Below are 24,690 nucleotides of genomic sequence, written 5' to 3'. Positions count from 1 at the left end.
TGCGCCTTTTCGATGGAATCCGCTTCGATGCCTGCCCGCCTTGCCGTTTCCCCGCCGCCGTCAAAGCCGCAGCCGTTGCCCTTGCAGCGCCTGCCCGCCGACGACGCGCGCGTCGCCGCGCTGCTCGACCGCCTCGCGCCCGAACTCGCGGCCGACGCCGCGCGCAACGACGTGCTCGGCCGCTTTCCGCACGAGAACTTCGCGCGACTGCAGCGCGCGGGGCTGATCGCGCAGGTCGTGCCGCGCGACTACGGCGGCGCGGGCGCGACGCTCGCGCAGGCGAGCCGGATCGTCGCGGCGGTGGCGCGGGCCGATCCGGCGACCGCGCTGGTGCTGACGATGACGTACCTGCAGCATCGCGCGCTCGGCCGCGCCGACAGCCGCTGGCCCGTGCCGCTGCGGCGCGCGGTGTTCGACAGCGCGGTGACCGACGGGGCGCTGATCAACGCGTTGCGCGTCGAGCCGGCGCTCGGCTCGCCGACGCGCGGCGGCCTGCCCGAGACGGTCGCACGCCGCGACGGCGACGGCTGGCGGCTGTCCGGCCGCAAGCTGTACAGCACCGGCATCCCCGCGTTGCGCTGGCTCGCCGTGTGGGCGCGCACCGACGAGCCCGAGCCGCGCGTCGGCGTATTTCTCGTGCCGCGCGATCCGGTGCGCGGCGACCCGGGCATCTGCGTGATCGAGAGCTGGGATCATCTGGGCCTGCGCGCGTCGGGCAGCCACGAGGTCGTGTTCGACGACGTCCGGCTGCCGGCCGGCCACGCGGTGGACGTGCGCGCGCCCGACGCGTGGGCGGCGTCGGCGGCGAGCCACGTGGACGTCGACGCGCAGGCCGACCAGCAGGCGTGGATGGTCGCGCTGCTCGGCAGCCTTTACGACGCGGTCGCGCGCGCGGCGCGCGACTGGCTGGCCGGATTCGTCGCGACGCGCTCGCCGAGCGGGCTCGGCGCGCCGCTCGCGACGCTGCCGCGCGTGCAGGAAGCGATCGGCGAGATCGAGGGCTGGCTGCATGCGAACCGCGTGCTGCTCGACGACGCGATCGCGCGCGCCGACGCCGGCGCACCGCTTGCGCTGACGACGAGCGGGCTCGTCAAGCGGACCGTCACCGAGCACGCGATCCGCGTGGTCGAGCAGGCGTTGAAGCTGTCGGGCAATCACGGGCTGAGCCGCAGCAATCCGCTCGAACGTCACTATCGCGACGTGCTGTGCAGCCGCGTGCATACGCCGCAGGACGATGCGATCGCGGTTGCGGCGGGGCGCGCGGCGCTCGATGCGGCGCGGGGGGCGGAAGGCGGCGCGGAACGGGAAGCGCGTGCGCGGCAGCGCGACGGCGCGTAAGCCGCGCATGGCAGCCGTGGCCGGCCGGATGGCCGGGCCGGGCGGGCGGGGCGTGCGGGGCGTGTGGGGCGTGTGTTTATGCGGCCTTGTCGTTCGCGTGCGCGGGCAGGTCGAAGGCGGCGCGCGCCTGTTCGGCCACCGCCGCGAGCGGCGCGGCGAGACGGGCCGCGTCGTGCCGCCGGAGCAGCCAGAGGTCGATCTGCGGCTTGAAGTCGGCGAGCGGCACGATGTCGAGCGCGTCGCGCAGCGGGCTCTGCTCGACGAGCGGCAACGGCATCAGGCCGAGGCCGACGCCGTTTGCGACGCTCTGCAGCTGCAGGTCGCGGCCGTACGCATCGAGCGTGACCTGCAGCGGCAGGCGCTGCGCGTCGAGCGCGCGGCGCAGGCCCGCGCGGAAGCCGCAGCCGTCCGGGTTCAGCACCCAGCCGCGCGCGTGGCAGTCGGCGAGCCGGTAGCTGCGGCGCGGCCAGTCGCCGTGGCGGCCGACCGCGACGAGCCGCGTGGCCAGCAGCCGCTCGCCTTCGACCTGCGGCGGCAGCACCATCTCGCGCGCGAGGAACACGAGCGCCGCGTCGAGCTCGCGCCGCGCGACACGCTCGACGAGCGCGCCGCCCCACGCGGTCGTGACCTGCGGCGCGAGCGCGGGCCAGCGTGCGCCGAGCGTTGCGAGCAGGCCGGGCAGCATCAGCTCGCCGAGGCCCTGCGTGAGGCCGAGACGGAACGCGCCGGCGGGCGGCCGCTGTCCGGCGGTCAGCTCGCGCAGCGCGTCGACTTCGCGCAGGATCGCGCGGCATTGCTCGAATACCTGCCGGCCGATGTCGGTCGGCCGCGGCGGTTTCGTGTTGCGGTCGAGCAGCACCACGCCGAGCGCTTCCTCGAGATTCTGCACGCGCCGCGTGATCGCGGGCTGCGTCATCCCCAGCTCGGCGGCCGCCTGGCTGAGGGTCTGGCAGCGGACCACCGCTGCAAAAGCGTCGATATCGCTAATTTTCATGTTTGTTCTGCATGGTCATTCGGGTGCATCATGACGATCCATCATATTCGAAGAGGCTGCCGATGAATACGCTTGCGTTGCAGCACACGCCGCTGCGCCCGTTCGTCGACGGACTGGACGTGCTGCTCGCGTCCGGCGCGAACGAGGCGCGCATCCTGGACGAGGGCGGCGCGCTGCTGGGCGCGCTCGTCGCGCACGACGACTGGCTGCCCGATGCGTTCGCGCAGCCCGACCCCGAGCGCTACCGCCAGTACCTGCTGTATCTCGATCCGGACGAGCGCTTCTCGATCGTCAGCTTCGTGTGGGGGCCGGGCCAGACCACGCCGATCCACGACCACACGGTGTGGGGGCTGATCGGGATGCTGCGCGGCGGCGAGTTCTCGCAGCCGTACCGGCTCGACGCGCAGGGGCGGCCGGTGCCGACCGGCGACGCGGTCCGGCTCTCGCCGGGGCAGGTCGAGGCCGTGTCGCCGCGCATCGGCGACATCCATCGCGTGAGCAATGCATTTGCCGACCGCGTGTCGATCAGCATCCACGTGTACGGCGCGAACATCGGCAAGGTCGAGCGCGCCGTCTATCTCGAGGACGGCACCGTGAAGCCGTTCATCTCGGGCTATTCGAATGCGTGACGCGCGCCGTGCATTGCCGCTATGGCCCGGGATTTCATTCACTTCTTTCACCGACTTCATCCGACATCGTGACGCAACCCGCTGATTCCACCCAACGCTTCGCCACCGCGTCGTATCAGGACGTGCGCGCCCGCCTGCTCGCCGGCGACGAGATCGCGCTGATCGACGTGCGCGAGGAAGACCCGTATGCGCAGGGCCACCCGCTGTGGGCGGCCAATTTCCCGCTGTCGAAGCTCGAACTGGACGCGTGGACGCGGATTCCGCGCCGCGACACGCCGATCGTCGTGTACGGCGACGCGGCCGGCGAGGATCTCGCGCCGCACGCGGCCGCGCGGCTCGCGCAGCTCGGCTACGGCGACGTGCGGCTGCTCGACGGCGGCCTCGCGGGCTGGCGCGCCGCGGGCGGCGAACTGTTCATCGACGTCAACGTGCCGAGCAAGTCGTTCGGCGAATGGGTCGAGGCCGAACGCCATACGCCGTCGCTGTCCGCGCAGGAAGTGCAGGCGCTGATCGACGCGCGCGCGGACGTCGTGATCGTCGATGCGCGCCGTTTCGACGAATACCGGACGATGAACATTCCGACCTCGACCAGCGTGCCGGGCGCGGAGCTCGTGCTGCGCGTGCGCGCGCTTGCGCCGGACCCGGCGACGCAGGTGATCGTCAATTGCGCGGGCCGCACGCGCAGCATCATCGGCACGCAGTCGCTGATCAACGCGGGCCTGCCGAATCCGGTCGCGGCGCTGCGCAACGGCACGATCGGCTGGACGCTCGCGGGGCAGGCGCTGGAGCACGGCGCGGCGCGCCGTTTCCCGGACGAGATCGACGCAACGCTGCGCGCCGATGCGCGCGGCGCCGCGCGCAAGGTCGCCGACCGGGCGGGCGTGCCGCGCATCGCGCTTGCCGACGTGGCCGCGCTCGCGGAGCCGGGCCGCACGCTGTATCGCTTCGACGTGCGCACGCCGGAGGAATACGAAGCCGGTCACCTGCCGGGCTTTGCGAGCACGCCGGGCGGCCAGCTCGTGCAGGAGACCGACCATCACGCGCCGGTGCGCGGCGCGCGGATCGTGCTGGCGGACGACGACGGCGTGCGCGCGGACATGACCGCGTCGTGGCTCGCGCAGATGGGCTGGGACGTGCGGGTGGTCGAGGCCGGCGCGCAGGCGTTCGGCGAGACCGGCCAGCCGCCGCGCGCCGCGCCGGCTGCGCCCGCCGCCGCGGAAGTATCGCCCGCGACGCTGGCGGGCTGGCTGCGCGAAGCGGCGCCCGACGAGATCGCGATCGTCGATGTCACGGCCAGCGCGAATTACGTGAAGCGCCATGTCCCGGGCGCGTGGTTCGCGGTGCGCGCGCAGTTGCGCGACGCGCTCGCGGCGATTCCGGCCGCTCGGCGCTACGTGTTCACCTGCGGATCGAGCCTGCTTGCGCGCTTCGCGGCGGCCGACGCGCGCGCGCTGCTGCCCGCGTCGGCGCAGATCGTGGTGCTGGCCGGCGGCACCGCGGCGTGGATCGACGCGGGCCTGCCGGTCGAATCCGGCGACACGCGGCTCGCGTCGCCGCGCATCGATCGCTACCGGCGTCCGTATGAGGGCACCGACAACGCGGCCGCCGCGATGCAGGCGTATCTCGACTGGGAATTCGGGCTCGTCGATCAGTTGAGGCGCGACGGCACGCACCACTTTCGCGTGATCTGACGCGCGCCCGGCCGCGGCGCGCGTCCGTTCCCGGCGCTTAGCGCTGGAACGTATCGACCGCCGTGCGGCCGACGGCCGGATCGTCGGTGAAGAAGCCGTCGATGCCCGCGCGCAGGTACGCCTGGATCTCGCGCACCGAGCCGGCGGTGTTGCGCGCGCTCGCCGCGCCGCCGTCCTTCAGCGACGCCGGCAGGAAGTTGTTTTCCGGCCGGAACGTGTACGGATGCACGACGAGGCCCGCCTCGTGCGCGTAGCGCACGTACGGGGTCGGCTGCTGCAGCGTGCCGTCCGCGCCGACCGCAATGATCGACGCCTTGTACGGGCCGACGCCGTTCGCATAGGTCGCGACCTCGCGCATCCCGTCACGCGTCGACAGGTCGCCATACGTGCGCTTGTCGTTCGCCTTCACGAAGTCGTACGGGCGCTGCGCCGCGTCGTCCATCAGCTGCACGAGCTTCCAGTTCGGCTGGCTGGACCCGATCCGGTTGCGGATCGTCTTCAGGTTCGCGACTTCGAAAGACTGGATGTAGATGGTCGCGGTGCGCGCGGTGTACGGGTCCTTCTGGAGCGCATCGACGAGACGGTCCTCGAGCGGCAGGCCGATCGACTGGAAGTAGGTCGGGTGCTTGGTCTCCGGATACAGGTGGATCGTGCGGCCGACCTGCGCGGACATCTGCTTCGCGAGCGCGACGATTTCGTCGAAGGTCGGAATCTCGTACTGGTCGTTGTACGCGGTGTTCGCCGGACGGAACTGCGGAATGCGCTCGCGCGCGCGCAGCGTCTTCAGCTCGGCGAGCGTGAAGTCCTCGGTGAACCAGCCGGTCAGCTGCACGCCGTCGATCGTCTTGGTCGCCTTGCGGCTCGCGAACTGCGGCAGCGCCGACACGTTCGTCGTGCCGGAGATCTCGTTCTCGTGGCGCGCGACGAGCACGCCGTCGCGCGTGGAGACGAGGTCGGGCTCGATCACGTCGGCGCCGTCCTCGATCGCCTTGCGGTACGACGCGAGCGTGTGCTCGGGGCGCAGCGCGCTCGCGCCGCGATGGCCGACCACCTGCACCTTGGCGGACAGCGGCTGCGTGGGATCCCGCGTGATTTCGTCGCCGCCGCAGCCGGCGAGCACGAACGTGGCGGCGCAGGCAACGGGGACGCAGCGGAGGGCGAACGAGCGCTTGAAAAACATGTCGGTAAACCTTCGGAATGGAAATGACGGATGTCGGGGCGCCCTGCGCGCGACGGCGCGGGCATGTAAACGATGCCGAACGGGACGCGATCGTCTCATCGGATCATTACATCTATATTACCTTCTGCTTTCTGGCCGATTCGTGCGGCGCCAGCCGGTTCGTGGGCAGGTCTTGCGCCGGATGCACTAAACTTGCGGGAATTTTGCATCGCCGGGCCGGGCGGACCGCCGGCCGCGCCGGGCGATGCGGCGACTCGCGGACGGGGGCGGGCGCCGGCCGCCGCGCGCGTCCGGCCCGCGCTCCGGCCGAATTTCCCGGACCCATGACGAACCACACCGATTCCGCCTACCTGCTCGGCGACCTCCTGAAGAACGTTTCCCGCTCCTTCTACCTGACGTTGCGCGTGCTGCCCGACGGCATGCGCGACCCGGTCGGTCTCGCGTACCTGCTCGCCCGTGCGGCCGACACGATCGCGGACACCGCGCTCGTCGCGCCCGACCGCCGCGCGGCGCTGCTGACGCAGCTGCGGGAGAACATCGAACGGCTCGACGACGGCGTCGCGCTGTCGCAAGCGCTCGAAGACGTGACGCGGATGCAGACGGATTCCCACGAGCACGTGCTGCTCGGCTCGATGCAGCCGATGCTCGCGCTGCTGCGCACGCAGTCGGACGCCGACAGCGCGGCGATCCGCAAGGTCGTCGCGACGCTGACGTCGGGAATGGAATTCGACCTGCGCACGTTTCCCGACGAGCAGGCGGGGCAGGTGGCCGCGCTGCCGTCGCGCGAGCTGCTCGATCGCTACACGTATCTGGTCGCCGGCTGCGTCGGCGAGTTCTGGACCGACATGACCGGCATGCACACGCGGGCCGCGCGGCGCTGGGACCTGCCGGACATGCGGGAGAAGGGCATCCGCTTCGGCAAGGCGCTGCAGATGACCAACATCCTGCGCGACTGCGCGAAGGACCTGCGGATCGGCCGCTGCTACCTGCCGCAAGAGGTGCTGGACGCCCACGGGGTCGGCGTGCCGGACCTGCTGGCGCCGGATGCGTCGCCGCGCGCGCGGGCCGTGCTGCTCGACCTGCTGCGCGTCGCGCTCGCGCAGTATCGCGACGCATGCCTGTACACGGTCGCGATTCCGCGCCGCTTCGTGCGGCTGCGGCTGGCGTGCCTGTGGCCGATCCTGATCGGCCTCGAGACGCTCGAGCTGCTCGCCGGCCACGACGCGTGGCTCGATCCGGCGCGGCCGGCCAAGGTGACGAGAAAACGCGTCTACCGGATCATGGCGTCGTCGCTCGCGACCGTCGGCTCGAACGCCGCGATCCGCGCGCGGGTGACGCGTCTCATTGACGCGGTCGACGCGTCGATCCGGACGGCGGCCCGCTCCTGATCAATAGGGAAGGCGCCGGCGCGCACGGTCGCGTCGGCGTTCCCATTCGCCCCGGTGCAATGCCGGGCGCCAGTGCTTCGCCATCCGCAACATTCCGCTTCGCGCAACGCCGCCGTGCAACGTTTTGGTTGCCGAAATACGTTTGCCACATTCGTCAGTCATCCTGCACGGCCATGCGAAACGCAACACAAGCCTGCGTCGGCCGATTCGTCAGACGAGCCGGGCCGCAGGCGTCTGACGACATGAGACGGGCGCGGCGCGCACGTAAAAATGTAAAGCTAGGGTTTTCACTGGGAAACGCCTGAAACCGGTGCCAGTCGTGCCGTTGCGGGCGGCGCCTAACCGTTTGGTGAACCTTGGCGTTGCGTCGATCATACGATGACCGACTATGTGGGTTGGGAAATATTCGGTAATCCGTCAGAATTGCGTCCGCATGTACTCGCACATGTGTCACAACCACACCAGATAAGAATTCATTCTTTGAGGACGGAGAATCAATGAAAAAGCGCGTCGCTGTCGCCATGACGGCAGCTGGCCTTGCGGCCGTCACCACCGCACACGCACAGAGCAGCGTGACCCTGTACGGTATCGTCGACAACGGTATCGCTTATCAGAACAACGCAGCACCGTCGACCGGCGCAACCTCGGGTGGTCACTCGAAGTTTCTGATGTCCACGGGCGTGTGGGCGGGCAGCCGCTTCGGCCTGAAGGGCAGTGAGGATCTGGGCGGCGGCACGAAGGCGGTGTTCCAGCTCGAAGCGGGCGTGCGGACCAACGACGGTACGTCGACCTTCGCGGGCGGCATGTTCACCCGCCAGGCGTGGGTCGGCCTGACCAACCCGACGTACGGTACGCTGACGGCCGGCCGCCAGTACACCGCGTACTACACGCTGCTGTCGCCGTACAGCCCGACGACCTGGCTGACCGGCTACTACGGCGCGCACCCGGGCGATATCGATTCGCTGGATACCAGCTACCGCGCGAACAACTCGATCGTCTACATTTCGCCGAAGTACTACGGCTTCACGGTCGGCGGCTCGTACTCGCTCGGCGGCGTGCCGGGCAGCTTCAACCGCGGCTCGACGTGGAGCGCGGCGATCCAGTACATGAACGGCCCGGCAGGCATCGCGGTCGGTTACCAGCGCATCAACAACTCGACGCTGGGCGGCGGCGACTGGGGCGCGAACTCGACGGCCCAGAACGGTACCGATGCGACGACGGGCAACGGCAACCAGCCGGCCGTGACGGCGATCAACAACGGCTACAAGACGGCACAAGCGCAGCAGCGTTTTGCGGTGACGGCGGGCTACCAGTTCACGCCGGCGTGGGACATCTCGGTGTCGTACTCGAACGTCCAGTACATCCCGGGTACGCTGTCGACGTTCCACAACACGGCGACCTTCAACACGGGCGGCGCCGTGCTGCACTGGAAGGCGAACGCGCAGTGGGATTTCGCGGCCGGCTACTCGTACACGGCAGCGACGCAGTCGAACGGCGTCACGAGCTCGGCGAAGTACCACCAGGTCACGCTGTCGCAGTACTACAGCCTGTCGAAGCGCACGGGCCTGTACGCGGTTGAGGCATACCAGCACGCGAGCGGCGACACGCTCAACAAGGGTGCGATCATCAAGGCAACGACCTCGATCGGCGACGGTGTCGCCGCTGGCGCAGGCCAGAACCAGATCGGCGTCGGCGTCGGCCTGATCCACCGCTTCTGATTCCGCGCGGCGCGCGAGCGCCGCATCCGGAACGCGGTACAGAAACCGGCCTTCGGGCCGGTTTTTCCATTTCTGGCCGGACGATCCGCTTTCCCAAACGGCGACATACGACGGCCTTCCCGGGCCGAAGTCGCGACTTCCGGCGCATTTCTCCGATCGCGCGCGGCCCCTACGCTTCTCGTTACCGACACACGAACACGAGGAGAAGCGATGAAGATCTTCTACATGAACCAGGGCGGCCGCGGGCAGTGGGGCGCGATCAAGTACCAGGATTTCGACCTGGTGCTGCTGGCCGAATCAGATGTCGTCAAACAGGGATTCGAGCGGAACTGGCGCGGCGGCAATCCGGTGATGTCCGTTCAGCAGAAGGCGGACGCCGGACGCGTCATTACCGGGGTCACGGATCTCGACGTACTGGCGCAGCAGGTCCGCCCGCTCGCGACGTTCACGATCCGCGGCGACGACATCCGCGTGGTGTTCGTTCACCTGAAATCCGGCAACGTCACGTATGCGACCGACGCGCTCAACGCGGCGGTGAGCGCCATCGTCGACAAGGGGCAGTTCGGCTACCAGAGCACGCAGAAGACCCTCTGGATCGGCGACTTCAACCGCGCGAACGACAGCGAGCTGATACGCCGATGCGGCGTGAAGGTGCTGTTTGCCGGCGGCGGGTACTCCGATTGGGATCTCGATCGCGTCTATGCGTCGGGCGACTGGCGCGGCTACGCCTGCACCGCGAAGAAAAAGTCGTATGCCGGCGCCGACAACAACCACGCCGGCATCGAAATCTCGATCGATCGCACCGATTGATCCGGCGACACGCAGACGACGCGGCATGCGAGACCGCGTCGTCCGCCCGGCGGCGAGCGAGGGGCGCCGCCGGGCGCGCATCGCCGGGGTGCCCTTTCGTGGTCCCGTAGCCCGGCTCGACGGGGCCATCTTTTTCATGCCGGCGCATCGTCAGCGCGCGGCGTCCTCCATCCGGCTTCCCCCCAGCGCCTGAAACAGCGCCGCGGTGTCGGCGAGCCGGTCCGCCTGCGCGCGCGTGCGGTCGAGCGCGGTCTGCAGCGCCTGTCGCTGCGCGTCGAGCCAGCCGAATTCGCTGAGCCCGCCCGCCGCGTAGCGGTCGGCCGAAATCGCATCGGCGGCTTCGGCTTCGCGCGCGGCCACCTCGCGCGACTGCAGCGCCGCCGCATCCTGCTCGACGGCGCGCATGGCATCCGCGACCTGTTGCAGCGCCTGCAGCACGGTCTGCCGGTAGACGGCGAACGCCGCGTCGTAGGCCGCTTCGGCCGCGTGCTTCTTCGCGCGCAGCTCGCCGCCATGAAACAGCGGCTGCGTCAGGTTCAGCCCGATGTTCCAGATGTTCAGGCTGTTCACGAGGTCCGCGATGCGCATGCGCTCCGAGCCTGCGCCGGCCGAGATCGCGAAGCGCGGATACAGGTACGCGGTCGCGACGCCGACGTTCGCGCTCGCCTGATGCAGCAGCGCTTCGGCCGCGCGGATGTCGGGCCGTTCGCGCGCCAGCGTCGACGGCAGCGTGACCGGCAGCGCGCCGGGCAGCGCGAGCGCGTCGAGCGGCACGTCGGGCAGGTCCGCGTCCGACGGCGGCACGCCGAGCAGGATCGCGAGCCGGTGCCCGGCCTGCGCGGACTGGGCCGCGAGCGGCGGCAGCGACGCCTGCGTCTGCGCGAGCAGCGTGCGCTGCGCATGTACGTCCGCGAGCGGCACGCCGCCCGCTGCGTGGCGCGCTTCGACGATGCGCAACTGGCGCGCCTGCGCGTCGACGAGCCGGCGGGTCAGCGCGACCTGCCGCGCGAGCGACGCGCGCCGGATCACCGTCGCGACGACGTTGCCCGCGAGCGTCAGGCGCGCCGCGTCAAGCTCGTACGACTGGTAGTCGACCTGCGCGCGCAGCGCCTCGAGCGCGCGCCGGTTGCCGCCGAACACGTCGAGCACGTACGACACGCTGACCGACGCGTTGTACAGCGTGAACGGCCCCGCCGGCGGCACATTGGCCGGCAGCCCGAACGCCGCGGTGTCGACTTGCTCGCGCGTGCCGGACAGCCTCGCGTCGATGCTGGGCAGCAGCGTCGCGCCGGCTTCGGCCACATAGTTCTGCCGGGCCTCGTCGAGTCGCGCGCGTGCTTCGTCGAGCGTCGGGCTGTGCCGCAGCGCGTCGTCGACGAGCCGGTTCAGCGCCGCGGAGCCGAATTGCGTCCACCACTGCGGCGGCGCGTGCGCGGCGCTCGAGAAGGTCTGCGCGTTGCCTGCCGCGCCGCTCGCGGCAGCCGTCGTCGCGGGCGGCTCGCCGCGCGTGTAGCGCTGCGTCGGCGGCGCGGCCGGCGGGCTGAAGTCAGGCCCGACCGCGCATCCGGCGATCAGCAAAACGGCGGCAACGGCGACGCCGCATGCGGCAGGACGGGCGCGGCGCGGGGCGGGCGGCATCGTCGGGCCCCTAGTCGAGCGTGCGCCGGTAGAAGCGCAGCGCGATGGTCATCACGACCACGGTGAACACGGCGACGGGCCACACCGACGGCCACAGGTCGGCCCAGCCGTTGCCCTTGAGCAGGATGCCGCGCACGAGGCGGTTGAAATAGGTGAGCGGCAGCAGGTTGCCGATGAACTGCGCCCACTTCGGCATCCCGGCGAACGGGAACATGAAGCCGGACAGCAGGATGTTCGGCAGGAAGTAGAACACCGCGAGCTGCATCGCCTGCAGCTGGTTCTGCGCGAGCGACGACAGCGTGATGCCGACCGTCAGGTTCGCGGCGATGAACAGCAGCGCGGACAGGTAGATCGCGAACACGCCGCCGACGAACGGCACGTCGAACACGAAGCGCGCGGCCGCGAGGATGATCGACACCTGGATCAGCCCGATGAACACGTAAGGCACGATCTTGCCGGTCATCACCTCAAGCGGCAGCACGGGCGTCGCGAGCAGGTTCTCCATCGTGCCGCGCTCGCGCTCGCGCGTGATCGCGAGGCCGGTCATCATCACCATCGTCATCGTCAGGATCACGCCCATCAGGCCGGGCACGACGTTGTACTGCGTGATCCCCTCGGGGTTGTACAGGCGGTGCAGCACGACGTCGAACGCGGCCGGGCGGCCGTTCAGGCGCGCGAGCGGGCCGGTGAGGTCCTTGTCGGCGACCGGCTGCACGAGCCCCGGCAGCGCGCCGATCGCGGACGCGGTCGCGACCGGGTCGGTCGCGTCGGCTTCGACGAGCAGCGCGGGCCGTTCGCCGCGCAGCAGCCGCCGCGAGAAATCGGCGGGCACCGTCAGCACGAACTGCACGTCGCCGCGCGCGAGCGCATGCCGGCCGGCCGCTTCGTCGGGCAGCGTCGCGACGATGTCGAAGTACGCGGAATTGCGCATCGCCGCGATGAAGCTGCGCGAGAACGGGCTCGCGTCGGCGACGATCACCGCGGTCGGCAGATGCTTCGGGTCCGTGTTGATCGCGAAGCCGAACAGCGTGAGCTGGATGATCGGCACGCCGACGATCATCGCGAACGTCACGCGGTCGCGGCGCAGCTGCAGGAATTCCTTCAGCACGATGCCCCACCAGCGCGCGATCGAGAACGACCAGCGAAAGGTCGGTCGCGTGCTCATCGCGCGGCTCCGCCGGCGTGGTCGGGCGTGCGGCTCATCAGGTAGATGAACACGTCCTCGAGGCCGGTGTCGACCGGCCGGACCTGCAGCGACGCGTCGGCCGCGACCTGCTCGACCGTCGCCTCCAGCGCGCGGCGGTCGCGGCCGCTCACATGCAGCGCGGCGCCGAACACGACCGTCTGGTCGACGCCGGGCATCGCGCGCAGCCGCGCGGACAGTTCCGTCAGGCGCTCGCCGCCGATCGCCCAGGTCGCGAGCTCTTGCGACGCGACGATCTCCGCCGACGTGCCTTGCGCGAGCAGCTCGCCGTACGCGATGTACGCGAGCTTGTGGCAGCGCTCGGCTTCGTCCATGTAGTGCGTGCTGACGAGCACCGAGATGCCCTGCGCGGCGAGCCGGTGCAGCTCCTCCCAGAAGTCGCGGCGCGCGGCGGGATCGACGCCGGCGGTCGGCTCGTCGAGCAGCAGCAGCTCGGGGCCGTGCAGCATGCACGCGGCGAGCGCGAGACGCTGCTTCCAGCCGCCGGACAGCGCGCCGGTCAGCTGGTTCGCGCGGCTCGCCAGGCCGAGCGTGTCGAGCGCGCGGTCGACGGCCGCCTTGCGGTCCGGCATCCGGTACACGCGCGCGACGAAGTCGAGGTTCTCGCGGATCGACAGGTCTTCCCAGTACGAAAAGCGCTGCGTCATGTAGCCGACGCTGCGCTTGATCTGCGCGCTCTCGCGCACGATGTCGTAGCCGAGGCAGGTGCCGCTGCCCGAGTCGGGCGTGAGCAGGCCGCACATCATCCGGATCGACGTCGTCTTGCCGCTGCCGTTCGGGCCGAGGAAGCCGAAGATCTCGCCGCGCGCGACGCGCAGCGACACGTCCTTCACGACGTGCTTGTCGCCGAAATGCTTGTTCAGGCGGTCGACGTCGATCGCGTACGGGACGGGCGGCGCGTTCACGGCACCCTCACGGCGACCGGCTGTCCCGGGTGCAGCTTCGGCGCATCGGCGACGGCCGGCCGGGCCTCGATCATGAACACGAGCTTGGTGCGGCTTTCGTTGCTGTAGATGACGGGCGGCGTGTACTCGGCCTGGCTCGACACGTAGGTGATGCGCGCGGGCACGTCGGCCGCGCAGCCGTCGCAGTGGATCGCGACCGCGTGGCCGGGCGCGAGCGACGCGACGGCGGTCTCGGGCACGAAGAAGCGCACCTTGACGTTCTGCGGCGGCAGCATCTGCACGACCGGGCTGCCGGCCTGCACCCATTCGCCGAGCCGGTACAGCGTGTCGTAGACGCGCCCGGCCGCCGGCGCGGCGACGCGCTTCTGGTCGAGCTTCCATTGCGCGACGGCGACGGCCGCCTGCGCGGCATCGACCTGCGCGGCCTGCGCGGCGATCTGCTGCGAACGCCCGGGCAGGCGCGCGACGTCGACCTGGCTCTGCAGCTCGCGCACCTGGGCGGCGGTCGTGCGCGCCGCCGTGCGCGAGTCGTCGAGCTGCTGCGCCGAAATGCCGCCGGCCCGGTATTGCCGTTCGTCGCGCGCGAGCTGGTCGGCGGCCTTGCCGGCCTGCGCGACGGCCTGCGCAAGCTGCGCTTTCGCGACGTTCACTTCCGGCGGGCGCTTGCCGGTCCGCAGGTCGGCCAGCTGCGCCTGCGCGACGGCGAGCTGGTGCTGCGCCTGCTGCAGCGCCGCGGTCTCGTTGACGGCTTCGAGCGCGAACGCGGGCGTGTTCGCGGCGACGCTCTGGCCACGTTGCACGGCCAGCTGCGTCAGCGTGCCCGATTGCGACGACGACAGATAGACGAATTCGCCTTCGACGTAGCCCTGGTAGGTCGCGCGCTCGTCGGCGCGCTGGCCGCAGGCGGCGAGCGCGACGCCTGCGGCCAGCAGAAGCGACGTGGCGCGCATCGCGTTCACGACCGGCTCCCGGAGTCGGTCGGCGGCTGCATGCCGAAGCCGAGCAGCGCGCCGACGTGCCGCTGCAGCACGCCGCGGTCGATGGGCGGCAGCCCGCGCGCGCTTTGCCACAGCTTCGCGGTCGCGAGCGGCAGCATCACGAGCGCGATGATCGACTGGAACAGGAGCGCGGGTTCGAGCGCGGGGTTCACGACGCCTGCCTGCTGCGCGTGCCGGATGCGTTCGGCGAAGCGGCCGATGTGCTCGAGCGGGATGCGCTTGACCATCCGCTCGCGCAACTGGCCGCCTTCGTTGACGATCTCGCGCAGCCACAGCGACGGCAGCCACGGCATCCGTGCGGTGACGTCGAAGAAGCGGTCGACGAGCTCCGCGACGAGCGCGAACGGATCGGTCTCGACCTGCGGCTCGGTCGGCCGCCAGACGAACGCGATCACCTGCGCGAGACGCTCCTCGACGATCGCGTCGAGCAGCTGCTCGCGGTTCGTGAAGTAGTAGTGGACCATCGCCGACGTGACGCCGGCCGCCGCCGCGATCTGCGCGACCGTGGTCGCCGCGATGCCGCGCTCGGCGAACAGGCACGTCGCGACGTCGAGCATGTGGTTGCGCAGGTCGAAGTCGTCCACCGACGGGCGGCGCCCGCGCGGCCTGGCGACGGCGGATTTCGCGTTCATGCAGACGACGCTAATTGATGGGTTAGTTAATTTCAAGGAAGGGTTTTCGACGAAGTTGACGGTCGTCAGGCGGAGCGCGAGGCGGGGCGCGGGTGGGCGGGGCGGGGCGGAACGGGGGCGGGACGGTGCGGCGGGCGCCGGCGTGGCAATGAAGGGAGCGGCTACAGAAGCATGCGCCGGTGTCCGGCGGATCGGCGGGGCACCGATCCGCCCGCGGCGGCGCGCGGGACGACCGCGCAGGCAGGATCGCATCTACCGATCCAGCGCCGACTTGAGCGGCGCGTTCTCCCCCGTCAGCCCGAACACGACCAGCTGCGCCGGCTCGGTATCGCTCCCGTTGCGCGACACGAGATGCCGCGAGCCGGGCGGTTCATACCAGCCTTCGCCCGCGCGGTAGCGGCGCAGCGGGCCGTCGTTGACCTGCGACAGCACTTCGCCCTTCGACACGACCGCGAACACCGAGCCGAGATGCCGATGCGGCTCGGACGCCTGGCCGGGCGCGTAGTCGACGGTGGCGACCACGGCCAGCTTGCCGGGCGCTTCCGGCACGGCCTGCTTCATGACGGGGCGCACGCTGTTGCCACTGCCGCCGCCGTCGTGCGCGTGCGCGGCCGGCATCGTCGCGCCCAGCATGAGCGCGGCGCACGCGGCGGCGCGCACGAAAACGCTGCGAGTCATGGCCGCCTCCTTACTCGGGCATCTTGCGGAATGCGATCGCGAAGCGATTCCACGCATTGATCGTCGTCACCAGCAGCGACAGGTCGAACAGCTCCTCGTCGCTGAAATGCGGCTTCACGGCTTCCCAGACGGCGTCCGGCACGTGATTGTCCGCGACCAGCGTCAATGCCTCGGTCCATTCGAGCGCCGCGCGCTCGCGGTCGGTGAAGAACGGCGTCTCGCGCCAGGCGACGACCGTCGCGAGGCGGCGGTCGGTTTCGCCGCCCTTGCGCGCGTCGGTGGTGTGCATGTCCACGCAGAACGCGCAGCCGTTGATCTGCGACGCGCGCAGCCGCACGAGCTCGGCAAGCGGCTTCTCGATCGAGCTTTTGGCGAGGAATTCCTCGGCGTTGCGCATTACCTTGATGGCGTTCGGGCTGGCGGTGTAGAAGTTCAGGCGGGGTTGCATGGCAGGTCCTCGTTCGATCGATGCGCACGGCGGCGCGACAGGACCCAGATTAGCGAGTGGACTGGCCTGCTGGAATAACCAATTTCCGATAAATTGAGGTAGCCAGTGGCGCGCGGTCACCCGGCCGCCCGCAGCAGCGCGGCGAGCTGCGCGAGCGCCGTATCGATGCGCGTCGCGTCGATGCCGCCATAGCCGAACAGCAGGCCGGCCTGGCGCGGCGCGTCGACGTGGAAGGCGGCGATGCCGTACAGCCCGATGTCGTGCGCGCGCGCCGCGGCGATCAGCGTGGCTTCGTCGACGCCGGCCCTGAGGCGCGCGGCGAGGTGGATGCCCGCAGCCGGCACGATCGCGTCGAGCCACGGCGCGAGGCTGTCGCGCAGGTGCGCGATCAGCACCTTGCGCCGCGCGTCGTAGTGCTTCTGCATGCGGCGCAGATGCCGCGCGAAATCGCCGTCGAGCATGAAGCGGGCGAGCGCGGTCTGGGTCAGCGTGCAGGTATGCCAGTCGGCGATCTGCTTCGCCTTGCACAGCGCCGGGCGCAGCGCGGCCGGCGGAATCGCGTAGCCGATCCGCAGCTCGGGAAAGATCGTCTTCGAGAACGTGCCGACATACGCGACGAGGCCCGCGCGGTCGAGGCTCTTCAGCGATTCCATCGGACGTCCTTCGAAGCGGAACTCGCCGTCGTAGTCATCCTCGATGATGACGGCCCGCCGCCGCTGCGCCCATTCGAGCAGCGCGACGCGCCGCTCCAGGCTCATCGGCATGCCGAGCGGGAACTGGTGCGACGGCGTCACGTAGACGAGGCGCGCGTCGTCGGGCAGCCGGTCGGCGACGAGCCCGTGCGCGTCGACCGGCACGCCCGCCACCGTCGCGCCGAGCGACGCGAACGCGGCGCGGGCCGGCGGGTAGCCGGGGTCCTCGACCGCGACGACGTCGCCGGGCCGCACCACGACGCGCGCGAGCACGTCGAGCGCCTGCTGCGCGCCTTGCGTGACGATCACGTCCTGCCAGTTGCACGCGACCGCGCGGCTGAACGCGACGTAGCGCGCGATCGCGAGCCGCAGCTGCTGGTCGCCGGCCGGGTCGTGATACTGGCCCGGGCCGCGCGCCTGCTGGCGCAGCGCATGGTGCAGGCAGCGCCGCCACACGTTGAACGGAAACAGTGTCTTGTCGGTCACGCCGCCGCGGAAATCGAAGCCGAGCGCGGGCAGCGGCTCGGGCATCGCGAGCGCATCGGGTACGTCGTTCCATATCGCGCGCGCGGTCGGCGCGTCGGCCGGCCGGCGGTCCGCGGCGATCGCCGGCATGGCCGCGGCCGGCTCGTGCGGCACGCGCGCGAGGCCGTCGGCGACGAACGTGCCGTCGCCGCGCCGCGTGTGCAGGTAGCCTTCGGCGGCGAGCCGCTCGAACGCGTCGAGCGTCGTCTTGCGCGACACGCCGAGCTGCGCGGCGAGATCGCGGGTGGACGGCAGCCGCGCGCCGCCGGCGAGACGTCCGTCGACGATCGCGGCGCGCAGTTGCCGGAAGATCTGGCCGGTCAGGTCGTGACGGCCGTCGATGCGAATCGCGATGTCCATCGCAGTGGCTACCTCGTTCAGGGTGATTTTGCCGGATTCGGCATGCCGCCAGTATGCCGGTTGAAGGGCGGTGCGTCGCGGATTGGACCGGCATGCGCGGCTGCCTTACGATCACGATTCCGATCACGACGTCCCCGGACCGGAGCGTGACCATGTTGTCTGAAGAAGAATTCGCGCTGCTCGATGCGATCCGCGCGACCGGCAGCCTGTCGCGCGCGGCGGCGCGCCTCGGCAAGGCGCCGTCGACGGTGTCGCATGCGGCGCGCCAGCTCGAGGCGCGCTTCGACGCGCTGCTGTTCGACCGGCGCCGCTATCGGCTGCAGCTCACGCCCGCCGGCCAGTTGCTGGCCGACGAGGCGGCGCGCCTGATGCTCGACGTCGCGCGGCTCACGCAACGGGTGCGGCAGATCGCGAGCGGCTGGGAGGACCGGCTGTGGATCGTCAGCGACGAGCTGCTCGAGTTCGAATCGATGATGCCGGTGGTCCGCGCGTTCGACGCGCTCGAATCGGGCGTGTCGCTGCGCTTCACGCACGAGGTGCTCGGCGGCACCTGGGAAGCGCTGCGCGACGGCCGGGCCGACCTGATCGTCGGCGCGACCAACGAGCCGCCGGCGATTCCGGGGCTGAAATGGTTCGAGCTGGGCGCGCTCGACTGGGTGTTCGCGGTGTCGCCGCGCCATCCGCTCGCGGCGTCGCGCGACCCGCTGACGCGCGATGCGATCGGCGCGCATCGCGCGATCGTGGTCGCGGATTCGTCGCGGCTCGCCGCCGGCCGCGCGTACGGCTTGCTGGGTGGTCAGACGGTGCTGGCGGTGCCGTCGATGCGCACGAAGATCCTCGCGCAGCGCGACGGGCTCGGGTCGGCTGGGTGCCGCGGCGGCGCGCCGCGACGCTGCTCGCGCGCGGCGAGCTGGTCGAGATGCCGACCGCCGAGCCGCGCGAGCCGAACGTGCTGTATGGCGCGTGGCGCGGCGATCGCGAAGGCCGGGCGTTGCAGTGGTGGCTCGAGCAGCTGCGCGCGCCACGTCTGGCGCAGCGCCTGCTCGACGGGATCGACGTCGTGCCGTGACGGCGCGCGGCGCGGCACGCGAGCCGTCGCGGCCGGAACACGTTCGATGCATTCGAACGTTTTCGTCGCGCGAGTCGTACGGCAGCGGGCGGCTTCGCGCGCACCATGCGTTCACGGTCATTCACCGGAATCACTGGAGAACAGCATGGAACGCTTCAAAGGCAAGACGGTGCTCGTCACGGGCGGCACCAGCGGGATCGGCCTCGCGGCCGCGCGGGCATTCGCGGCGGAAGGCGCGCGGGTGATCGTCACCGGGCGCGATGTGGAGGCGCTCGCCGCCGCGCAACGCACGCTCGGTGGCGACGCGCTCGCGATCCGCAACGACGCGGGCAGCGTGGCGGCGGCCCGTGAACTCGCGGACGCGATCGGCGCGGCGGGTGCGCGGCTCGACGCGGTGTTCGTGAACGCGGGCGTCGCGAAGCTCGCGCCGTTCGCGGACGTCGACGAGGCCCTGTGGGATCTCGTGTTCAACACCAACGTGAAGGGCGCGTACTTCCAGATCCAGGCGCTCGTGCCGCTGCTGAACCGCGGCGCGTCGATCGTCATCAACGGGTCGATCAACGCGCACATCGGGATGCCGGGGTCGTCGGTCTACGCGGCGAGCAAGGCCGCGGTGAATTCGCTCGCGAAGACGTTGTCGACGGAGCTGCTGCCGAACGGCGTGCGCGTGAACGTCGTGAGCCCGGGGCCCGTGGAGACGCCGCTGTACGGCAAGCTCGGGCTCGACGCCGCGGCGCTCGAGGCGACCGCCGGGAAGATCAAGGGCCTCGTGCCGATCGGCCGGTTCGGCACGCCGGACGAGATCGCGTCGACCGTGCTGCACCTGAGCGCGCCGGAGTCCGCGTTCATCGTCGGCGCGGAAATCATCGCGTCGGGCGGGATGGGGTTGCTTTGAGCGGCTGACGGCGGGCGTCCGCCGTCAACCGGCGCGTTCGCGCTGCTAGCGCGGCGCGTCGCAAGCACGGCCGGCGTCGTCCGGCCCCGCGAGATTCGTCACCGTCAGCCCGCCGAATGTCGCGCCGCCATGCTCCGCGAACACGGCGACGCGGTCGGCGTCGCCGGGCGGGAAGATCAGGTCGGTGATCGCGGTGCGGCCGTGGCCGGCGAACACTTCGACCGAGCCGCGATCGACGACGATCTCGAGCGTCAGGCGGCCGCGCTCGAGCGGCAGGTTCACGATGTGCTCCAGGCTGAACGCGTGCGAGAAATTCGATTCGCCGGATTGCGAACGATCAAGCGTCAGCGTCTGCCGCGCGGTGTCGTAGACGATCCGCGTGCCGATCGCGCCATCCGCCGAGCGCCGCACGACGAGCCCTGCGCGCGCGGCGGACTGCGGCGTGAGCGTCAGCGTGATCCGCTGCACCGTGCCGCGTGTCGCGGCCGGCAGTTCGCGCGTCGCCGACGCGACGCTCACATCGCCGAGATGCGTCGCGGGCCGGCCGTCCGCCCACGCGTCGAACGCCGGAGCCGGCGTGACGACGAGCCGCGGCTCGCCGTCGATCGTCTTCAGCGCGAACGCGCGCGGCAGCGTCATCGCGCCGCGCCACGGCGTGGTCGGCGCCTTGGCCGCATAGTCCCAGTTGCTCATCCACGCGATGCCGACCGGTTGCGCGCCCGGCGCGCCGGAGAACGTGCCGGCCGCGTAGAAGTCCGCGCCGTGATCGACCCAGCGGAACTGCGCGGGATCGGAGCCGCCGGGCGCGACGCGATCGGGCGTAAAGGTGCGGCCGTCGAAATCGCCGACGAAGTACATCGCCCCCGAGCCGCCCGCGATCGACCACGGATTGACGTTGACGATCATCACCCACCTGATCCGCATCGGATCGCCGTCGAGCGGCAGCGGCACGAGGTCGGGCATTTCCCACAGCGTGCCCTCGTGTGGCACGCCCGGCAGCGTGAAGTCGCTCAGGAACGCCCAGTGGATCAGGTCGTCGGAGCGATAGAGCTTCACGACGTGCGCATCGGCGACGACCGTCGTCATGATCCAGTACCTGCCCGGCGCGTACCACGACACCTTCGGGTCGCGGAACTGCTTCGATTCCGGATCGAGCGTGAGCACCGGATTGTGCGCGTACGGCTGCCAGGTCGCGCCGTGATCGAGGCTGTACGCGAGCGACTGCGCCTGCGTGCCGGGCGCGTGGCCGGAACCCGCCTTGTAGACGCTCGTATACAGCGCGACGAGCGGCGCCTGCCCCGGCGCGCCGAGGCCGGACGTGTTGCGGGTATCGGCGACGATCGAGCCCGAGAAGAATTCCTCGGTCGCGTTCGCGCGCATCGCGACCGGCTGCTCGCGCCAGTGGACGAGGTCGGTGCTGATGGCGTGGCCCCAGGACATGTTGCCCCAGTCGTTGCCGGCCGGATTGAACTGATAGAACAGGTGATAGCGGCCGTTCTCGTAGACGAGGCCGTTCGGGTCGTTCATCCAGCTGCGCCGCGGCGTGTAGTGGAGCGCGGGCCGCCATTGCGGCGTGCCGTCGGCGGCGGGCGCGGCGCATGGGGCGGTGTGCGGCGCGGCGGCGTGCGCGCCGGCCGCGCACGCGAGCAGCAGCGCCGCGCGGAAGGGAAAGCGGGGTAGCGTGATTCTCATGCGTGGTTTCATGCTGCGTCCGGCGAAGCGGGCCGCCGCGCGCTGCGCGCCGGATGCGGATTGGCGGCGCAGCGCGCGGCAGGCAGAGGAGGATGGCGGGACGCGCGCACGGGACACGCCCGATGCGCGCACCTGCGCATTACTGCGCGTTGCCGTCGTGGTGGCCGGGACCCTGCGCGGGCAGGTTCGCGGGGATGTCGCCGTAGCCGCCGAGACCGCCGCGGCCGTACTGGCGGTCGACCGCCGTCGACGCGCCGTTGATGTTGACCTTCACCGTCGGCGCGAGCGTGCCGCCGCGGCGCGGGCCGATCGCGTCGATGAACGACTCGACGCGCCCGCCCGGCATCACGTAGTGCGAATACGACTGGAATTCGCGCGGGTTCTGGTTCGGGTCCTGCGCGTACGGCTGGCCGGCCGGCGCGGAGAAGTCGGTCGGGTTGCCGAGCACGAGGCCGCTGCCGCCGTTCAGCGGCAGGAAATCGCTGCGGATGCCGTTGCCGACGAAGCCGTACACGCCGTCCGGACCGTCGACGCCCGCCGCCATCGTGTTGCGGTGGCTGATCGTGAACAGGTAGTACTTGCCGTCCTTCAGGTAGATCTGCGGACGCTCGGTCTGGTCGTCCACGCAGTTCGCCGACAGGATCGGCGGCAGGAACTTCCATTCGGTCAGCTGCGGGTTCGTCGCGACCGCGAGGCCGACGTTGGCCTTTTGATACACTGCGCCGGCATTCATCACCGCGTTGAGGTCTTCCTTGAACGGATCGCTCGGCGCGTAGCCGAGGTCGGCTTCGGTGCAGGTGCGCGCGCCGCGCGGGCCGCCCGTGTTGCCCTCGAACACCATGTAGGTCTTGCCCGGGTGCGCGGGGTCGGTGAACACGAACGGGTCGCGGAACGAGAAGTAGGTGTTCTGCTGGCCCGTCTGGTAGTCGTTGCCGTCCGGCTGCAGCAGCGCCTTGTGATCGTCGAAGCCGCTGAACCACACGTGCTTGTCGTCGGCGTGGATATGGCCGTCGGCGCGCGTGATGATCGCGCCGGGCGGCGTGATGTCGGCGCCGCCCGGCGCCGAGCGGTTGAACGACGTCGCGGTGTAGTAGAGGCTGACGTTGTCGCCGTGCGTGAGGCGCGCGGAGCCCGACCATTCGGCGTTGTTGGTCATCGGCGCGGTGCCGAACACCTTGACGCTCGCGCCGTCCGGGAACAGGTGGCCGCCCCAGGTCCAGCCGCCGTTCGCCGGCCGCTGCGACGCGGGGATGCCCGCGCGGCGGTAGAAGAAGCCGATCCGCGCGTGCACGTGGCGGTCGTCGAACGTGTAGCCGGCATGCGGGTCGGCGGTGAGCGAGAAGATCACCTCCCAGCCCTTGTAGCTGAGCTGGTTCGCGCGCAGGTCGGCGAGCGGCCACGTGTCCCAGACCCAAACGTTCGAGTTGATCAGCGGGAAATCCTGCGGGATGTCCGGCATCGTCAGGGCTTGCGGCAGCGAGTTCCGGTCGGCGCCGGCGGTGTGCGACTGGGCGACGATCTGACGGATGTCGGCGCGGGTCCAGCGCATCGTGAAGCTGCCTTCGGGGTCGTACGCCTGCTGCGTGTGCGGCGTGGGCTGCGGGGCGCCGGCGGTCTGCGCATGCGCAACGACAGCGAAGGCCGCGAAGGCGGCCAGTGCGCCGCAAGCGAGCGGCAAACGTTTGCCCTGGGGCGAGCGGAAAAACGGAAAGTATGTCATCTCGGCGTTGTTTCGATTGACGGTGAAAGGGAACGTCTGAGTGTGGCATCGATGTCCAAACCGGTTTGGATGCTATTTCAAACCGGTTTGGGCGTCAAAAGATATTTATTTGACGGTAATGCTTGCCAGGCGGAAACAATTGCCCGGAATGGAGTCGGCCGGGCCGAACGTGGAATGCGAGGAACGACGGTGAAGGTGAATCTGAAGGCGCTCTCGGATGCGCTCGGGCTGTCGCGCACGACGGTCAGCCGGGCGCTGAACGGCTATGACGACGTGAGCGAGGCGACCCGCGAACGGGTGATGAAGGCCGCGCGCGACATGGGCTACGTCGCGGACCCGACCGCGCGCCGCCTCGCGACCGGGCGCGCGGACGCGATCGGGATCGTCTATCCGTTCGGCGCGGGCGATCTCGGCGATCCGCGCTTCGGCGAAGTCGTCGCGGGGATTACCGAGCGGCTCGCCGAGCGCAACCTGGATTTCTTCATCGTGTCCGCGCGGCCGAATGCGGAGCTGGACACCTACCGGCGGCTCGTCGACGGCAAGCTCGTCGACGGGCTGATCGTCGCGCGCACGCTCGTCGACGATCCGCGCATCGCGTTCCTGGCGTCGCGCGGGTTTCCGTATGTCGCGTATGGCCGCACCGAGCGCACGGAACCGTACGCGTGGTTCGACTTCGACAACGCGGCCGGCGCGAAGGCGGCCGTCGAGCGGCTGATCGGGTTCGGGCATCGGCGCATCGCGATGATCAGCGCGCCGCTGACGCTGAATTTCGCGGCCCAGCGGCGCGCGGGCTTCGACGCCGCGCTGCGCGAGGCCGGCATCGCGCCGGATCCGGCGCTGCGGGTCGAGTGCCCGTTCACGCGCGACGGCGGCCTGCAGGCGGCGCGCGCGCTGCTCGCGCTCGCCGAGCCGCCGACCGCGGTGCTCGTCGACAACAACATCGCGGGCGGCGGCGCGTTTCGCGCGATCGTCGACAGCGGACGGCGGCTGGGCGACGACCTGTCGCTGATCGTCTACGACGGGGTGCCCGACGACGTCGCGCATCCGCATCGCGTGACCGCGATCATGCAGCCGACCGGGCACGCGACCGGGCGCTCGCTCGCGGAACTGATGCTCGGGATGATCGACGGAGGCGGCCGCGGGCAGCGGCTCGAGATGCCGGTCATCGAAGCAGGGGACACGGACGGGCCTCCGTGCGGAAATCCATGACGACCATAAGGTCGAATCCCCATTTCCCTAGACGACTGGTCTAATTGGCGGCTATCATCCAGCCTGATGAATGCAGCGGCGCCCGCCCGGCGCGGCTGCCGAGGTAACGCAACGGGGGCGCTCGCGGGTTTGCGCGATGTCATCGTGCCGTGTTGACGCTGTTGCCGAGACGACTGGTCTAATACAAAGTCGTCATGTGTGACTTCGATCATGCGTACCGCACGTCGAGGTGCAATATTTGACTAGCCGGCAGGCGCGCCGCCGGCACGCCGCCGCG

General features: G+C 70.5%; 20 protein-coding genes and 1 pseudogene. 9 read left to right on the top strand and 12 right to left on the bottom strand.

Translation table 11 applies throughout. The annotated features are described in order from the left end of the window. Positions 1-27: 27 nt before the first annotated feature. On the top strand, positions 28-1,338 hold the full coding sequence (locus ACFIMZ_RS27920; protein WP_431822704.1) for an acyl-CoA dehydrogenase family protein: 1,311 nt from the start codon (positions 28-30) through the stop codon (positions 1,336-1,338). Positions 1,339-1,414: 76 nt separating this feature from the next. On the opposite strand, the gene ACFIMZ_RS27915 is transcribed toward ACFIMZ_RS27920, so the two are convergent. Continuing rightward, a complete protein-coding gene (locus ACFIMZ_RS27915; protein ID WP_431822703.1) occupies positions 1,415-2,332 on the bottom strand; it encodes a LysR family transcriptional regulator in 918 nt (305 codons plus the stop codon). Positions 2,333-2,394: 62 nt separating this feature from the next. Here ACFIMZ_RS27915 and ACFIMZ_RS27910 point away from each other — a divergent pair, with 62 nt between their 5' ends. Together ACFIMZ_RS27910 and ACFIMZ_RS27905 are read left to right on the top strand one after the other, a co-directional pair. Continuing rightward, positions 2,395-2,961 (top strand): cysteine dioxygenase, encoded by a 567-nt coding sequence (locus ACFIMZ_RS27910; protein ID WP_431822702.1) that lies wholly within the window; start codon positions 2,395-2,397, stop codon positions 2,959-2,961. A gap of 68 nt (positions 2,962-3,029) precedes the next feature. Continuing rightward, the gene (locus tag ACFIMZ_RS27905; RefSeq protein WP_431822701.1) at positions 3,030-4,652 is read left to right on the top strand and encodes a rhodanese-related sulfurtransferase; all 1,623 of its coding nucleotides are present in this window, start codon (positions 3,030-3,032) and stop codon (positions 4,650-4,652) included. Positions 4,653-4,689: 37 nt separating this feature from the next. On the opposite strand, the gene ACFIMZ_RS27900 is transcribed toward ACFIMZ_RS27905, so the two are convergent. Then, on the bottom strand, positions 4,690-5,832 hold the full coding sequence (locus tag ACFIMZ_RS27900) for a glycerophosphodiester phosphodiesterase (RefSeq protein ID WP_431822700.1): 1,143 nt from the start codon (positions 5,830-5,832) through the stop codon (positions 4,690-4,692). 323 nt (positions 5,833-6,155) lie between these two features. Between ACFIMZ_RS27900 and ACFIMZ_RS27895 the strand changes: the two genes are divergently transcribed. From ACFIMZ_RS27895 to ACFIMZ_RS27885, 3 genes are all read left to right on the top strand, one after another. After that, positions 6,156-7,220 carry a phytoene/squalene synthase family protein gene (locus ACFIMZ_RS27895; protein ID WP_431822699.1) on the top strand — a complete coding sequence of 355 codons (1,065 nt, stop codon included), beginning with the start codon at positions 6,156-6,158 and terminating at the stop codon, positions 7,218-7,220. A 497-nt stretch (positions 7,221-7,717) separates the two neighbouring features. Next, positions 7,718-8,938, top strand: coding sequence for a porin (locus ACFIMZ_RS27890; protein WP_431822698.1), 1,221 nt, complete (start codon positions 7,718-7,720; stop codon positions 8,936-8,938). A gap of 210 nt (positions 8,939-9,148) precedes the next feature. Then, positions 9,149-9,748, top strand: coding sequence for a hypothetical protein (locus ACFIMZ_RS27885; protein ID WP_431822697.1), 600 nt, complete (start codon positions 9,149-9,151; stop codon positions 9,746-9,748). Between the two features lie 150 nt (positions 9,749-9,898). Here ACFIMZ_RS27885 and ACFIMZ_RS27880 read toward each other — a convergent pair whose 3' ends face one another. From ACFIMZ_RS27880 to ACFIMZ_RS27845, 8 genes are all read right to left on the bottom strand, one after another. Further along, entirely contained in the window at positions 9,899-11,386 is a 1,488-nt protein-coding gene (locus tag ACFIMZ_RS27880) for an efflux transporter outer membrane subunit (protein ID WP_431822696.1), read from the bottom strand. A 10-nt stretch (positions 11,387-11,396) separates the two neighbouring features. Next, positions 11,397-12,551, bottom strand: coding sequence for an ABC transporter permease (locus ACFIMZ_RS27875; RefSeq protein WP_431822695.1), 1,155 nt, complete (start codon positions 12,549-12,551; stop codon positions 11,397-11,399). Next, a complete protein-coding gene (locus ACFIMZ_RS27870) occupies positions 12,548-13,495 on the bottom strand; it encodes an ABC transporter ATP-binding protein (protein ID WP_431822694.1) in 948 nt (315 codons plus the stop codon). The genes ACFIMZ_RS27875 and ACFIMZ_RS27870 overlap by 4 nt, the downstream gene beginning before the upstream one ends. Continuing rightward, entirely contained in the window at positions 13,492-14,445 is a 954-nt protein-coding gene (locus ACFIMZ_RS27865; RefSeq protein WP_431825381.1) for an HlyD family secretion protein, read from the bottom strand. Before ACFIMZ_RS27865 ends, ACFIMZ_RS27870 begins: the two co-directional genes overlap by 4 nt. A 5-nt stretch (positions 14,446-14,450) precedes the next feature. Beyond that, on the bottom strand, positions 14,451-15,125 hold the full coding sequence (locus ACFIMZ_RS27860; RefSeq protein ID WP_431822693.1) for a TetR/AcrR family transcriptional regulator: 675 nt from the start codon (positions 15,123-15,125) through the stop codon (positions 14,451-14,453). A gap of 252 nt (positions 15,126-15,377) precedes the next feature. Continuing rightward, positions 15,378-15,803 carry a cupin domain-containing protein gene (locus tag ACFIMZ_RS27855; RefSeq protein WP_431822692.1) on the bottom strand — a complete coding sequence of 142 codons (426 nt, stop codon included), beginning with the start codon at positions 15,801-15,803 and terminating at the stop codon, positions 15,378-15,380. Between the two features lie 10 nt (positions 15,804-15,813). Then, complete coding sequence (locus ACFIMZ_RS27850; RefSeq protein WP_431822691.1) at positions 15,814-16,251, bottom strand: carboxymuconolactone decarboxylase family protein; 438 nt, start codon at positions 16,249-16,251, stop codon at positions 15,814-15,816. A 116-nt stretch (positions 16,252-16,367) separates the two neighbouring features. Next, positions 16,368-17,828 carry a PLP-dependent aminotransferase family protein gene (locus ACFIMZ_RS27845; RefSeq protein WP_431822690.1) on the bottom strand — a complete coding sequence of 487 codons (1,461 nt, stop codon included), beginning with the start codon at positions 17,826-17,828 and terminating at the stop codon, positions 16,368-16,370. Positions 17,829-17,980: 152 nt separating this feature from the next. On the opposite strand from ACFIMZ_RS27845, the pseudogene ACFIMZ_RS27840 reads away from it, so the two are divergent. Then, a pseudogene (locus ACFIMZ_RS27840) lies at positions 17,981-18,897 on the top strand (LysR family transcriptional regulator). A 145-nt stretch (positions 18,898-19,042) separates the two neighbouring features. Beyond that, positions 19,043-19,792, top strand: coding sequence for an SDR family oxidoreductase (locus tag ACFIMZ_RS27835; RefSeq protein WP_431822689.1), 750 nt, complete (start codon positions 19,043-19,045; stop codon positions 19,790-19,792). Positions 19,793-19,837: 45 nt separating this feature from the next. Here ACFIMZ_RS27835 and ACFIMZ_RS27830 read toward each other — a convergent pair whose 3' ends face one another. Next, on the bottom strand, positions 19,838-21,484 hold the full coding sequence (locus tag ACFIMZ_RS27830; protein WP_431822688.1) for a glycoside hydrolase family 32 protein: 1,647 nt from the start codon (positions 21,482-21,484) through the stop codon (positions 19,838-19,840). Between the two features lie 139 nt (positions 21,485-21,623). Next, positions 21,624-23,204, bottom strand: a complete 1,581-nt coding sequence (locus ACFIMZ_RS27825) for a glycoside hydrolase family 68 protein (protein WP_431822687.1) — start codon at positions 23,202-23,204, stop codon at positions 21,624-21,626. Between the two features lie 174 nt (positions 23,205-23,378). Here ACFIMZ_RS27825 and ACFIMZ_RS27820 point away from each other — a divergent pair, with 174 nt between their 5' ends. Beyond that, entirely contained in the window at positions 23,379-24,413 is a 1,035-nt protein-coding gene (locus ACFIMZ_RS27820) for a substrate-binding domain-containing protein (protein WP_431822686.1), read from the top strand. Positions 24,414-24,690: the final 277 nt, after the last annotated feature.

The organism is Burkholderia sp. F1 (assembly GCF_050813845.1).
Taxonomy (GTDB): domain Bacteria; phylum Pseudomonadota; class Gammaproteobacteria; order Burkholderiales; family Burkholderiaceae; genus Burkholderia; species Burkholderia ubonensis.
Note: the sequence above shows the minus strand (reverse complement) of the source record. Positions and strands in the feature narration are given on the sequence as shown.